A 14773-nucleotide genomic window follows, 5' to 3' on the forward strand; every position below is an offset into this window, starting at 1 on the left:
TTCCACGCTTTTATATTGCGCTAAACATTAAAAGAAATAGTTATCTAAATGAAAATAAAAAAATATTTTTTTCATTTAGATAAAAAGTAAATACCCTGGAAGTTAGTTAAATATTAAATGTTATTCTTCCTCCAGTGTCGGTAAATTAAACTGACTGAAGGCACTTTCTTGTTTCATCAATGCCTCAATCTCATCACTTTTTCTTGGAGCATCGTCTGATAAAAGCTCAATGTTATCAGCAGTGATTAGATAATCATCTTCAATTCTAACCGGTATTCCCCACCATTTTTTATCACAAGGACTTCCTTCTGGAATATATATTCCTGGTTCGATGGTAATAACCATACCTTCTTCCAGTACATCATAGGTGCCCATGTCATGAACATCAAGACCGATATGGTGGCAGCACCCATGAGGATAATACCAATGTCTTCCAGTCGCAGGATTAATTAATTCTTCCTGGTTAAGGTTTTCTACAATTCCAAGTTCAAGCAAACCTCTGTTAATAACAGCTAAGGTTGTATCATAAAGTGCTTTAAAAGGTACCCCCGGCTTCGCTATTGCCATTGCAGCTTCCTGAGCTTCATATACTAGATCGTAAATTTGCTTTTGTTCTTTGGTGAATTTTCCATTTACAGGAATAGTACGGGTTACATCAGCGGTATAGCCGTGGTATTCTGCTCCTAAATCCATGAGGATTAGCTCGCCGTCTTCAATAGAAGGATTATAGTTATCGATGTAATGCAAAACACAACCATTATGACCAGCACCGACAATGCTTGGATATCCTTCGTATTCTGCTTTGTATTTCTTAAATATATATTCATGCATGCCCTGAACTTCCAGTTCCGACATTCCCGGTCGCATTGCTTTCATCACTTCTGATTGACCTAAAGCGGATATTTTAACTGCTTTTCGCAAAAGATCTATTTCTTCCTCTGTTTTTATGCCACGCATAGGGGCTAAAAGCTTATCTAATAATTTCGTGTTCAGATTGTTAGGTAAATCTTCCATATGCAGGGTAGGGGGCTGCTTATCGGGATGCTTAACCTTGGTTTTGAATTGGTCGATCAGATCATAAAGATCTCCTTCTTCCCCTGTGTTTCGTACATCATCTTTAAATTCATAGAATAAAACATGATCGAACTGACTGAAATCAATTGAAAAGTCTTTAAAGTCTGGGGTTTGTTTAACCATAGACATTTTAAGTTTTTTCTTGGCCTCTTCCGGACTGATTCTCTCCCCATCATACAATTCCATTAATGCATTTCTACCTCTTACAAACAGCAACTCATTTACTTTTTGACCATTGAACTCCTGCTCTTCTGAAAAGATCATTAAAAGTGCATGAGGTGCCCTGTGTCCGGTCAGATAATAAAAATTCGGATCCTGATGATACTTGTAATTTACATCATTAGCCCGGTTTCTTATTGGGTTGGAGAAAAAGACAGCAACACTGTTTTCAGGCATTTTCTGTCTGAGAAGCGCTCTTCTTTCTTTATGGAAATCAGAAGAAAGAAAATCTGTAGGCTTTTGCGCACTAATACTAATACTTATCAGGAAAAGAAGAAAAAAGATGGGTTTATTCATTTTGTTCATTTGGCTAATTGTATGCAGGATAAATTAAAGAGATCGAATATACCATATTATTTGAGAGGATGCAATTCCGAATTTTGGTTTTAAAGGCTGAATTTTATTTAACCGGAATCAAGCAGATGCACTCCGGTGTAAAGATGACTCTACCCAAATTTTAGAGTATTGTGGTGTTGCTATTATTTTATTAGAAACCTTGTATAGCTTGGATATGGTTGTAATAAACAATTTTGGAAGAAGAGTATTAATTAAACATTGGGTTATTGAAAAGGCAAGATTAAAATAATTTCAACTGATATATGGTAGATAGTTCTGGTAACAATACTCGAAACAGTTAGAAACTTAAGGTCAAAAGTAAATAATTAGTTAGCGTTGTTTTTAATGATTAAATGTCTGCTTTTTAGATGTTTAAATTGGATAATTTTTTATATTTATTAAATATTACCACTTAAAATCTTACCACAAATGAGCCAAAGAAAACCAAATGTCGTAATATTTGGATTAGCATTGTGCATTTCAATAATAGCATGCAATTCAAATAAAGAGGATAATGCCTCTATTGTAGAGTCATTGGAGCCTTTAGTAACGGAAACATTTAATCCGGTAGAAAGAGGGGAGTACCTCGTAAGCACTAATGGCTGTCATGATTGTCATTCTCCTAAAATTTTTACCGAAGAAGGAGTTAAGGTAGATCCGGATAGGGAGTTGTCTGGTCACCCTTCTAATGAAAAATTACCACCATATGATGAGGAGACAGCCAGGGGGTATGTTTTATTTTCTGCCGGGCTTACATCTGCCACGGGTCCGTGGGGAACATCATTCGCAGCCAATTTAACACCAGATGAAACAGGATTAGGTAATTGGACAGAAGAGCAATTTTTAACCTGCATTAAAAAGGGATTGTTGAAAGGAATGGAAGGAAGCAGACCATTATTACCACCTATGCCATGGGAGCATTATAAGAACTTTACAGATGAAGATTTAAAGTCAATATTTGCTTATTTGCAAAGTCGTAAACCAGTAAGCAATATTGTGCCTGATCCCATACCTCCTAAAGGAAAATAGACAATCTTTTTGTCCAATACGAAAAGAGAGAACGAAATTAATCGTTCTCTCTTTTATATTAAGTTAGAATGAATCTTATCTTATATTTTATTCTTCAGGTACCGGAAAACCTCTGTCTCGCATTAAAGCATCAATTTCAGCATCCCTTCCTCTGAATAGTCTGTAAGCTTCAGCAGGATCCATTGAATTTCTTGGAGCAAACAGGTATTTAACCAGTTTTTGAGCCATTCCTTCATCATAAAAACCACCCGGAGCTTCTTCGAAGGCCTCAGCAGCATCTGAAGTCAATACATCTGCCCACATGTAGCCATAATAAGCGGTAGCATATCCTTCTCCCGAAAATACATGGCCAAAATGTGGTGTGCGATGACGCATTACTAATTCTTCTGGCATATTGAGTTCTTCAAGTGTTTCTCTCTCAAATTTATCAACATCAATATTTGCCGGATCAGCGAGATGCAGTTTCATATCTATTATCGCTGAGGCTAAATATTCAGTAGTAGCAAATCCCTGGTTAAAAGTTGCAGCATTTTTAATTTTAGTCACTAATTCCTTTGGCATTGGTTCGCCTGTTTCATAGTGAACCAGGTAATTGTTGATTACTTCATCTGTTGATAACCATCGCTCTAATAACTGAGATTGAAACTCTGTATAATCTCTTACTCCGCTATTTAAAGTTGGGTATTTAACATTTGAAGAAAAGAAGTGTAATGCATGACCAAATTCATGGAAGAATGTGGTTGCATCGTCCCATGAAACCAAAACAGGTTCTCCCGGAGCTGGTTTGATAAAGTTAGAATTATTGGTTGCCAGAACATTTTCTTTTCCGTCAAAAGTAGTGTGACTTCTGAAAGTGTTTGCCCATGCGCCAGATCGTTTTCCTTCTCTGGCATAAGGATCAAGATACCAAAGGCCGATATTTTCACCGGTATCTTTATCAGTTACTTCCCATACTTTTACATCTTCGTGATAAACCGGAACTTTCCCTTCAGGAACAGGAGTGAAATTATAGTTGAATAATCTTCCAGCAACATAATGCATTGCTTCTGTAAGATTGTCTAATTGCAAGTATTGTTTTACCTCATCTGAATTTAAATCATACTTTTTCTTTCTGACTTTTTCTGCATAAAAGCGATAGTCCCAAGGTTTAATAGTGATATTATCACCTCTCTCATCAGCAATTGCCTGCATATCTGCTACTTCTTCCTCAACCCTGGCAATGGCAGCAGGCCAGACAGCCATCATTAAATCCATTGCGTTTTCTGGATTTTTCGCCATTCTGTCTTGTAACCTCCATTCTGCATAATTGTCATAACCAAGAAGTTCTACCCGCTCACGACGTAACTTTAATATTTCTGCTATGATTTCATTATTATCATACTCATCGGCATTGTCTCCTCTTGAGTAGTAGTTGGTCCATACTTTTTTACGCAAATCTCTCTCCGTTGAGAAAGTTAAGAAAGGGTCCATTGAAGATCTTGTGTTGGTGATAGCATATTTGCCTTCATGTCCTTTGTCGGCTGCAATCTTTGCTGCAGATTTAATAAATGCATCAGATAACCCACCTAATTGGTCTTCAGTAAGGTAAGTCACATAATTTTCTTCATCATGTAAGACGTTGTTTGAAAATTTAGTGTAAAGCCCTGATAATTCTTTATTTATTGCCGCATATCTTTCTTTTTTCTCAGCGTCTAATTCTGCACCATTCATTGCAAAACGAGTATAAATAAGGTCTACTACACGTTGCTGATCTTCTGGAAGCGGATCCTCCAGGGATGCATCATAAACTGCTTTGATTCGCTGGAATAGCTTTTCGTTTTGAGTGATTTTAGATTGATATTCTGAAAATAATGGAGCCAGTTCAGTTTGAATTTCTCTGAATTCAGGAGTTGACATATTGCTACTTAATATGCCGTAGTAAGCAAAAGCACGGTCTAATTCCTTGCCCGATCTTTCCATTTCTTCGATGGTATTTTCAAATGTAGGATCATCGGGATTATTGGCGATAGCCTCAATGTCTTCCAGGCTTAGTTCCATTCCTTTCAGCATGGCCGGCTTTACATCTTCTATTTTAACTTTATCAAAAGCCGGCACACCACCATAAGGCCCTGTCCATTCTTTGAGCAAAGGATTGTTAATATCGGTCATTTCTGTTTTTTCGGTTTGATCGGCTTCCTGGTTACAACTAACCATAGCTACCACACCAATTAAGATCAGTACAAGTTTTTTTAATTTGGGTAATGTAGTCATCATCTGTTTTTTTATTACAAATCCGAAAATAACATGTTTTGATTAGAAAAAAAACAATGGTGCCGGGGGTAATCCTAGTTATAGTGAAATGGGACTTGCTATTTTGAATAAAAATTTAATGGTTGAGATTTCAAAATCGGTTAATTAACCTTTAAACTTTGGTTGTCGTTTTTCAATAGTTGCTTTAAAAGCCTCAGTCAGATCATCAGAAAGTAACATGGCAGCATTCCATGTAGCCATATAATTCAATGAATCTTCCACTGAATGATCCCTTGTATATTTCAAAACTTCTTTTGTTCCGCGAATTGATAAGGGAGATTTTGATGCAATAGTATGAGCGATCTGCTTCACATATTCCATCATTTCTTCTTTTGAAGAATAGCACTGATTAACCAATCCAATATTTTGAGCTTCTTTACCCGTAACCTTTCGTCCTGTGTAGGCCATTTCTGCTACCATGCCCGGAGAAATAAGTTTGGGCAGACGTTGAAGTGTTCCGACATCAGCTACCATACCTAAATCAATTTCTTTAATAGTGAAGTATGCATCATCACTACAATATCTCATGTCACAGGCAGAAATTATATCCACACCACCACCGATACATCCTTTGTGGACAGCAGCTAAAACAGGCTTTGAGCAGTTTTCAATAGCAGTAACAGTTTCCTGAAGTGTTAGGACCATGCTTCTGATCTTTTCACTCCTTCTTCCGGAACATTCTATTTCTCTCAACTGGCTTACAGACATTAATAATTCCAGGTCTATACCTGCACAAAAGTTATTTCCTTCACCTGAAAGGATAATAGCTCTTGCATTTTCATTGCTGGATATAGAATTGAAAATATCTTTCATTTCCAACCAGGCCTCCATGTGAAGAGCATTTGACTTCTCTGGCCTGTTAAATGCTACATTAGCTATTTTGTCTTTTATTTCGACTTTAAAATATTGATGTGTCATGAAGTTATCTTTTATCCGGTTAATGTTATTTGGATTTCATTTAAAATAGTTGATTTTGATTTGTAAACAAAAAGGTCAATATAATTTGAGAGTTGATGCGTGAGGATATGAACCGGGGCTGTTCAAAACTTTTGATAGAGTCGTTCGGACAGTGAACGATCCAGGGTGTTTAGTTGACCTACTAATGTAGAGATCACTTATCTACTTAGTCAGCTGCATGATTGCTTATTTTTTTATAATCGTGTTTAATATCAGGTATAATTACTGATTTTTCTTCTAGAGTGATGAATAGGATTTTGCTTTAAAAATCAAATTTTTCCAATTTGTTTACAGTTCTGATTTTTCCAAATTCAAGAGCAAATAAAACCATAAAAGCTGTGTAATATGAATTAATGTTAACCTGAAAATCGAGTCCAAACCCAAAAAAGTTGACAGGGTTAAGTTTAAAACCTGTTTTCATTACAAATCCCACAGTAGAAAAATTATCATATGTAGTTGTTCCACCTAATAAACCTCGGCTAATATATGAATCTTCTCTTTTTACTCCCCACATTGTAGCAAATCCCCCTTGCAGTTGAAAACGAAAAAAATTCTCACCAAAATATGTTCCTCCCATAATGCCAACTTGATTGAAATACTCATCAGGTGAATCACCTAATATGATAAACTCCTTAAAATGGTAATAATCAATTGACAGCATAGTCTTTTTTAATGTCAAGTTAAATTCAATTCCCCCACCAAATCCTGTGGTTGAATTACCATAATAGGATCCGTATTTTGGACTAAAAGCATATTTATTAATTGTGTTTTGACAATAGATTAGATTGCTTGATACAGCAAATAAAATTAAGATTATTAGCAGCTCCTTAAACATGTCCCCTCCTTTGATTATTGAATAAATCAACCGAGGTAAAGATGGATTATTAAAATTTAGACATTCTCTTTATAGTAATATAATTTACAAAAATTATTTTTATTGAGCTAAAGAATTGATCTGTATAGGATCTTAAAGGAATTTGTTTCTAATAAGATTAGTAAATAACTATTGAATATTAAATGCAGCATAAAAACCTTTAATAAAACTTTCAGGTCGTTTATGCTGCATTTGAAATAATTTCCTTATTCGTCAGATTGGCTCAGTTCAACATCTGTTATTTCTGCAAAACCAGTTCTGTCATAGTATAAAAAGGCGTGAGTGATCTTTTTATTGTCATTAAACATAAATACAACATGTTGCCTTGTTGAATTTGATTTTTCACCTAGTGTCAGGTTTATATCATTATAAGCTAACACTCCTGTTCCTTTCACATTATAATAATTGTTTCCTTCATTAATTTTCAATGGTAAGAGTGAATGGTTGGTGAAACTTAATGATTGGGCTCCTGAAGTTTCTTTCCACTCTTTCCACCAGTTTATTAAGTTTTCTTTTCCTGAAATTGTTGTCCGGCTGTCCGCATTTCCATCCGGCCAATACCATTTCACATCATCAGCTAAATGATTTCCGAAAGCATCAAAATCAAAATTAGATAATAAATCAAATTGTTCTTTTACTATATCTGCATATTCTTCTGATGCCGCTTCCAGCATTGGAGTTTCTTCTTCTACAACTTCTTGATTAGCTGTTGTTTCTGTATCCCCATTATCATTATTTGGTTCTGAACAAGAAATAAGCAATAGGGTGCTGATCATTAAACCGGTAATATATACCAGTTTGTTAGTTAGTTTTTTCATGGTGTGGTCAATTTAATGGCTATTTGTTTTAATAATTTACTAAATATTTCTTTTGTATTGTTAGTTATAAATAAATTATTATCGCCTAAAACCTTTTAATTGAAGATGCGAGTTAGTTTTATTTAGCCTTTTGCTCGCTAAGAGGATATCAGCAAGCAGAAGTTAGTTTTAAGTTAAAAACTACATTATACTGACCGTTTCAAAAAAAATAACCTTGAGGTTTGAAATTTAATCTTTATTAAGATTTAAGGACAGATTTGATTGTCGCTTCCATCTTTTCCGGTTTAGTGGTGGGAGAGAAACGTTTTATGGGCTTGCCGTTTTTATCAATAACAAATTTTGTAAAATTCCACTTTATCTTGCTGCCTAAGAAGCCTCCAAGTTCTGATTTAAGGTATTTAAATACAGGATGAGTGCCCGACCCATTTACATCAACCTTAGAGAACATTGGGAAGCTTACTCCATAATTTAACTGGCAAAATTCCTGTATATCGTTCTCATTTCCGGGTTCCTGACCGGCAAATTGATTACAAGGAAAGCCAAGGATTACCAACCCATTGTCTTTGTATTTTTCGTATAGCTTTTCTAATCCTTCATATTGTGGCGTTAAACCGCATTTACTTGCTGTATTAACAACTACAACAGCTTTTCCTTCAAATTCACTCATCGATACTTTTTGTCCGTTGATGTTTTCTGCTTCGAGTTCGTAAAAAGATTTAGCCATGATTTTCTTTAATTGCTTTTTTGTTAAACAAATATTTCCATGCTCCGGTTGACCAAAGTGCCCATAAAATTAAAACTGGTTGAAAAAAGAGTCTGATAAGTCTTTTTCGGTCTGTATCTAATCCGAAGGCGTCAGTTCCATTAACATATTGAGCAATATTCCCTGGAAAGATAAGGATATAAAATATAGCTAGAGCTATTCCCGCCTCAATTCTGTATTTTTTCAGGAAGATCATTGACAAGCCAAGTAATAACTCGACTATTCCTGAAAGAATGACTACAAGGTCTTTAGATAAAGGTATCCAGTTTGGCACTTGAGCCTGGAATTCTGCCCGGTCAAATGTTAAATGCCCTATTGCTGCGAATATCATAAAAAGTCCGAGCAATATTCTAAATACTTTTTGTGTTGTAGATGTATGTATGTACATATCGCTTGCAATTATATCGTGTGCGATACAAATTTATGAAAATGGTTTTATTATATAAAGTTTTCAGGGAATTTATTGGCTGGAAATACAATTGCCTTCTCATACATTCCCATTACAAATGAGGGCGATAGACTTCGCTTTAGGGGTCATAAATATTGGTTGTTTTAATCGCTCTTGTTTAAGGAAGCGTATCGGGGGAGGTAGTGAGAAAAGAATTTGTAATGATATATTGTATATTCTTAAATAATGCAATGAAAATTATAAACGTAAAAAATGCTACACGGATAAAAGAATTTTAAGTTCACTATTTTAACATGGCTCAGCAAGGATGGCCTGGTTGCAATGACTGTAAAGCTGTAATAAGTATTATTGAATTTATTAATGTTTGTCAGATTTTATTACATACATTTCAATTTGATTATCTGAATTACGGTACAATAAAGAAGTATAAAGTTTGTTTTGATCGATTCGCATGGAAGTGTCCAATACTTTAAGTGGACTATCTTTATAATATATTTTGATGCTATGTTTTCCGGTTTTTAATGTATGTGATTCAGAAGGATGGGGGTACTTTACTTTTTTTATTGTCTTAGTTTTTCTCTCTTTATTAATTTTAGCTGAAAGATCTGTTAAACCAGGAATTGTATGAATAAATCTTATTTTAGATTTCCCTTTCTTAACTGAAAAATAGTCATTTAAAATTATTAGTTGGGGAAGATACCCATTTGAAGTTGTGCCTTCTGCCCCGGCTACTATGTTATGCATTTTTTGTTTGGAGGTTATTTTATTTGCTTTCTGTTCTTTTAAGACTTCACCTATTAAGCACAAGGTATATTTACCCTTTCCCATTCCAATTTTTTTGTTCAGTATTAAATTATTATTCTCTTTAATTGTCAGATTATATGTTCCTGGTTCTGTAGATAAATATTCTGTTACTTTTTTAAAGTTTAGTTTTCCCTTCTCAACTATTCCTTTTTCATTGGAGATAGAGTATTCAATATTATTGCTTTCAGTAATGAACTGAGCAATACGAAATTCTGATATATTCTTTTCGCTTTCACCGCCGGAACATGAAAGAAATAATAAAATGGGAATATATATTCTTAAACTTTTCATTTTCTATTTTTTGCTGCTGTTTAAAAGATAGGGCCTGCCGAGTACAATTAATATGATCAAAAACATAAGAATACCGACTGCAACAGGCTTTGAAATAATAAGACGGAATATTAATACTATACCAGTTATTATTGCCGTAATGATCCCTAAAACAGGTACCCAGCGATGTTTTTTTGATTCTTGAAATGCTAAGAAATTAACTATCCCAAAAGTGACAATAAAAATTAAACTTGCAGCCTCAACAAGTGATGAAAGGGAGCCTGTTACTGCTAGTATTCCTGAAAGAGAACCAAGAAAAATAATCGATCTGTCGGGAATACCACTATCATTTTTATGGTCAAACCACTGAGGGAGTTCATTTTTGTCAGCAATATTTTTAGCCAGGTTGGCTGTAGAAAATAAAGTTGAGTTTATCGCTGCTGCTGTCGCAAAGCCTGCTGCTATCGTCATTACTATAATTCCGGTAGTACCAAAAGTTTTCTCTGCCACAATCGATAAGGCGATTTGTTTAAAATTGATCATTGAAATAGCCCCACCCAGCATTGTAGCGCCGACTGCAACCAATATGTAAAGAAAGACCACGAAGCCAACTGCACTTAATAATACAGGCATGAAATTTTTTTCAGGTTTTTTTATCCTGTCATACTCATAGCTTAATAGCTGAAAGCCTTCGTAAGCCATAAATATAGCCGCCCCACCTATAAGTGAGGACCAGACGGGTCTGGGTTCTATTCCCGCTACCAGCTCAGCAGGATTCCATTGTGAGATTCCATAGACAGCCAATATGAGCAGAACTAGAAGGTTAACACTCACTATAGTGATCTCTACGTTAGTCATTTTTCCCACTCCGGCAAGATTTAGTATTATTAATCCTGCCACAATACCTGCTGCAAGTATTCTTATCATTATCCCACCCCCATGAAAAGAATAAGCCACATAGTGACCAAATGCATATGCATAGACTGATATAGTAAGAACATAGCCAACAATTAATAGCCAACTTAAACTTCCGGCCAGCTTATCATCATTAAATTCTTTAAGAAATGTAAAAGCACCACCACCTTCATTAAATTTATTGGAAAGGAATACATAACTATAGGCAGATGTAATGGCGATAATGCCAGTAATTAAAAAAGATAACCAGGTCCATTGTCCTGAAACTGCTATTACTACACCCAATACAGTATAAATCCCGCCTCCCACCATCCCACCAGCAGTTAATGCCCAGACAGATACAGGTTTTAATTTATTGTTTGAATCAGCCACCTGAGTTTAATTTTAAAGTATGTAAATCAGTGTTTCAGTATATTTTAATTTACTAAAACTAGTATGCTCATAAAAGCGATGTGGCTAATAAAATAAGAATCCTATTTTTAGATGATAGGATGGATATTCCTATTTTCATTCTGTTGATGTTTCATTCTTTTGCTATAAGGAAAAGCATGAAATTGGTGATTGTTAGCTTATCGAAAACATCTGACTAAGTTAAATATATATCTTATTTCTTTGTTGATTTTATTTTCTGACCCTCGTTTTCTCAAATTCTACTTTTCGAAGGTTGGTTTCAGATCAGTTTTTGTAATATTGAAACTATCTTCAAAATTATCAATTTTTAAGAATAACAATTGACACCTTAGCATGTATATAACGATTATGAAAATAATGATAAAAAATGCGATATCTACTGATACCGCATTTTACATTATATATGATTAATGAAAATTAATTTTCATCTTCAATATTTTCATCATTATTTGATGCTTCTTTTTGAGCTTCCCTTTTAGCTACCCAATCCTCTGCTGATTGTCCTGAAGACGGCATACTAGCTAATAATTGTCTGATTTTCCAATTTCCATCTTCCTTCTCCCAAGTATATGCAAACCTAAAAAACATTGGTGAAGTTTCACCGTCAACGGTTATGCTTGCGTCTGTCTCATATATTGCCGATGCAAGGTCTCCGGAAGAAGCAACGACAATTGATAGATTTTTAGGATCCTCAATTTTCATAGCACTAAAAGCCTTACTATCTGCTTCCATTTGCTTTTTCCAATCTGCTTTTGATTTCATGACTTCTGATTTGTCAGTTCCAAAGGCCATAAATTCCCCAGAAGAACTCAATTCCTTTAATGGTTCGAGATTATTTTCATTGTAGGCATTATGGATGGTCATAATCTGGTCTTTAATCGCAGCCTTTTCAGCTTCAATTTGTTCGTCTGTTAATGTTGATTGTGTACATGATCCTAGTATAAGAATAACCAGCACCAATAGGTGAAATTTTTTCATAATGATTTTATTATGGTTAGTGGTAAGTATATTAATTATAATAAATATAGGAATATTACAATTAAATGCAAATAATATAACTTTAATTCATTGTATGTATTGGTAATGGTGAAAAAACTTAAGGAGTGCCTAAATAATTTCTTATACTGATGAAATTATTATTTAATTAATTCAATAATAATTCGATACAATCGCTAATCTCACTCATCCTTTTTGCAAACGAGGATGAGTGACATGGGTTTAAATCACCGTTTGTAATGCTGATTATCCTTCTGATCTTTTTTTATTCATTGCCACTACTGCACGTTCGATCCCTGCTGGTGTCAGAGGATACATAGGAATGATTTGCTGGACTACCTGTATCGTGTATGTGTATGGCCAGTATTTTAAAGGTTCAGGATTTAGCCACACTGTTTTTTTGAATTTGTTGATAATTGACTTTAGCGTTCGAATGCTTAATGAATCCATTTCGTATGGTGCCATGGCTGCATCTCCGATAAAAAATACTCGATAGTCTTTACTATGCATTAAAAGCTGATCTATTGTAATCGACTTTGTCCTTCGCTCATCAATGTACACCCGGTCATAAATTGTATTATGAAAATAGTAGGTTTCAAGATCGTGGGCGAACCTGGTTTTCATCTTCCGGAAAAGGTTCTGCACGCTTCTAACGTAAGGTGCCATCGAGTATCCTCCGTTATCGATCAGCACGATAACTTTTAACTCCTCATTTTTTTCACTGGATAGTTCAGGTATAAATAATCCACCTCGTTTTAATCCTGATTTAATGGTTTTCGGCACATCGAGCTTTTCAAAGGCGCTTTCCTGAATGACACCTTTAATAGAAGCCAGTGCAGCATCAACATTGTTATCGTTTAACAACAGTGCATCACGATCGATAGGGAAGTAGTGTTGATCTCCCATGACTTTTCTAGCTATTTTTCCGCCACCCTGGCCACCAACACGTATTCCATTCTTGGCTGCCCCACCGTGTCCATAAGGAGAAATTCCTCCTGTACCAATCCAATGGCTTCCACCTTCATGCCTTGTTTTTTGCTGTTGCCGGACTTTTTCCATGCGCTCTAGTAACTCCTCCAGAGACAAGTCAGAATAATCAGCCATTTTGGTTAGATCTCTTCTTTCTGAATCCTGATCATTCATAGCGGTATCACTATCTTCCAGATCAGGGTTGTCTTTATCCCAGATCTCTTTTCCATTGATTACCTCCTTTATATCGTAAGAGGTGAGGTGTACTTCATCCAGAAATATATTGATGAGTTCTTCTTCGTCATAATCCCGGTCGGCCTCATCCAGAAATTCTGCTTTCCACTTAGCAAAGGTTTCTGATCTCAGTATAGCATCCTCCAGTGTTTGGCCTGGTTCAATAGGGATATGTAAAAAGTATGCATAATAGGCCTTGGTAAAAGGACCGATATCTGTTGGTTCTTTGACTATAATACCTTTTAAAACATTATGAATATCACCAAGTGTCTTTACCAGACCTTTTTGCATGGCTTTTCTTAAAAGCAATAATGTTCTGACATCAGCTTTTAATCCGTGAGAGCGAAAATGTTCGGGTAAAGAACTAAACATATTAATTTAAATTTGATCCGTAAAATGAATCATCAGCACCGATCATCCGGTTAACTTTTTCCATATCATTCTGTGTTTTTATCAGCACACCAATTCCCTGTAGGCCCTCGATTTTTTTAACAGCTTCCTCTGGAGCTACTTCACTCATATATTTTAGCCAGTTCAGAATCTCTCTGGTTGTCGGGGCACGTTCTAAACCTAATCTCCTAAGGTGGTAAAATACATCCAGTGCAACTTTTACCACTTTGTCATCTAATCCAGGGTGGTGCTTTTCAATGATCTTAGCCATCACTTCCTGGTTTGGAAAGTCGATATAGTGGTATATACAACGACCTTTAAATGCCGTTGGTAATTCCTGTTCACGATTGGAAGTGATCACAATGGCGGGCATGTCCTGTTCAGATACTTCTATCACTTCACCAGATTCAGGCATAATGAATTTTCTATGGCTCAATGCGTAGAGCAGGTCATTTGGAAATTCACGTGGTGCTTTGTCAATCTCATCGATGAGCAAAACTGAATTTGGTTTTTCGTAAGCTATTGAAGCAGGTCCCTTCACCACGTAGTCATTGAGTGATTCAGGATTTCGTCCACCAGTGGTTAATTTGCTGGTAAGGCCCTTTTCCTCACGTTGAGCATTAAGAATTTCTATTTGTGAATCACGCAGGTACTTTACATGATCAAAGCGTGCAACGAATTGCTCGACATTACTTTTAGACCCAACAGGAAAAACTTCAAGATCTAATCCACGATCTTTAGCATAATGAATAGGGAGTTCTGTCTTCCCGGTTCCCGGTTCACCTTCAATTAAAAGTGGCATTCCTAAGGTTCTCGCCATATGAAAAGCCTGGGCTAATGCCGGGTCGCATAAATATTTATCTGATCCTGTCCAAAAAGAAGTTTCTGCCATAGTAAAAAGTTGACTACTCGATTAGTGTATAATAATTAAAGAACGATTCAAATTTCTAAATGTTTGGTTAAACAATCCAGTGAAACGCAGGAACAATCATATTTTATAATAAAAATTCTCAAAA

Annotated in this window: 13 protein-coding genes; 1 reads left to right on the forward strand and 12 read right to left on the reverse strand. The window is 35.5% G+C overall.

Features of this window, described 5'->3' with window-relative positions; translation table 11 throughout:
* Nucleotides 1-120 precede the first annotated feature (120 nt).
* Complete coding sequence (locus OO013_RS16715; protein WP_266058120.1) at nucleotides 121-1590, reverse strand: aminopeptidase P family protein; 1470 nt, start codon at nucleotides 1588-1590, stop codon at nucleotides 121-123.
* A gap of 468 nt (nucleotides 1591-2058) precedes the next feature.
* Between OO013_RS16715 and OO013_RS16720 the strand changes: the two genes are divergently transcribed.
* The gene (locus OO013_RS16720; RefSeq protein WP_266058121.1) at nucleotides 2059-2658 is read left to right on the forward strand and encodes a c-type cytochrome; all 600 of its coding nucleotides are present in this window, start codon (nucleotides 2059-2061) and stop codon (nucleotides 2656-2658) included.
* Nucleotides 2659-2745: 87 nt separating this feature from the next.
* Here the strand turns inward: OO013_RS16720 and OO013_RS16725 are convergent, their stop codons facing one another.
* From OO013_RS16725 to OO013_RS16775, 11 genes are all read right to left on the reverse strand, one after another.
* Nucleotides 2746-4908 (reverse strand): M3 family metallopeptidase, encoded by a 2163-nt coding sequence (locus OO013_RS16725; protein ID WP_266058122.1) that lies wholly within the window; start codon nucleotides 4906-4908, stop codon nucleotides 2746-2748.
* A gap of 144 nt (nucleotides 4909-5052) precedes the next feature.
* Nucleotides 5053-5865 (reverse strand): crotonase/enoyl-CoA hydratase family protein, encoded by an 813-nt coding sequence (locus OO013_RS16730; protein WP_266058123.1) that lies wholly within the window; start codon nucleotides 5863-5865, stop codon nucleotides 5053-5055.
* 301 nt (nucleotides 5866-6166) lie between these two features.
* On the reverse strand, nucleotides 6167-6739 hold the full coding sequence (locus OO013_RS16735) for a hypothetical protein (RefSeq protein WP_266058124.1): 573 nt from the start codon (nucleotides 6737-6739) through the stop codon (nucleotides 6167-6169).
* A gap of 245 nt (nucleotides 6740-6984) precedes the next feature.
* Nucleotides 6985-7596: a nuclear transport factor 2 family protein gene (locus OO013_RS16740; RefSeq protein ID WP_266058125.1), complete on the reverse strand. Its 612-nt coding sequence runs from the start codon at nucleotides 7594-7596 to the stop codon at nucleotides 6985-6987.
* Nucleotides 7597-7834: 238 nt separating this feature from the next.
* Nucleotides 7835-8320, reverse strand: a complete 486-nt coding sequence (locus OO013_RS16745) for a glutathione peroxidase (RefSeq protein ID WP_266058126.1) — start codon at nucleotides 8318-8320, stop codon at nucleotides 7835-7837.
* Nucleotides 8313-8747 (reverse strand): DoxX family protein, encoded by a 435-nt coding sequence (locus OO013_RS16750; protein ID WP_266058127.1) that lies wholly within the window; start codon nucleotides 8745-8747, stop codon nucleotides 8313-8315. Before OO013_RS16750 ends, OO013_RS16745 begins: the two co-directional genes overlap by 8 nt.
* A 378-nt stretch (nucleotides 8748-9125) precedes the next feature.
* Nucleotides 9126-9863, reverse strand: a complete 738-nt coding sequence (locus tag OO013_RS16755; RefSeq protein WP_266058128.1) for a DUF4397 domain-containing protein — start codon at nucleotides 9861-9863, stop codon at nucleotides 9126-9128.
* 3 nt (nucleotides 9864-9866) lie between these two features.
* On the reverse strand, nucleotides 9867-11129 hold the full coding sequence (locus tag OO013_RS16760; protein ID WP_266058129.1) for an APC family permease: 1263 nt from the start codon (nucleotides 11127-11129) through the stop codon (nucleotides 9867-9869).
* 456 nt (nucleotides 11130-11585) lie between these two features.
* Nucleotides 11586-12146, reverse strand: a complete 561-nt coding sequence (locus tag OO013_RS16765) for a nuclear transport factor 2 family protein (protein ID WP_266058130.1) — start codon at nucleotides 12144-12146, stop codon at nucleotides 11586-11588.
* A gap of 264 nt (nucleotides 12147-12410) precedes the next feature.
* Nucleotides 12411-13739, reverse strand: a complete 1329-nt coding sequence (locus OO013_RS16770) for a hypothetical protein (RefSeq protein ID WP_266058131.1) — start codon at nucleotides 13737-13739, stop codon at nucleotides 12411-12413.
* 1 nt (nucleotide 13740) lies between these two features.
* Nucleotides 13741-14649 (reverse strand): AAA family ATPase, encoded by a 909-nt coding sequence (locus OO013_RS16775; RefSeq protein WP_266058132.1) that lies wholly within the window; start codon nucleotides 14647-14649, stop codon nucleotides 13741-13743.
* Nucleotides 14650-14773 lie beyond the last annotated feature (124 nt).

The sequence above is a fragment of the Mangrovivirga halotolerans genome (assembly GCF_026241165.1).
GTDB classification, from domain to species: Bacteria; Bacteroidota; Bacteroidia; order Cytophagales; family Cyclobacteriaceae; genus Mangrovivirga; species Mangrovivirga halotolerans.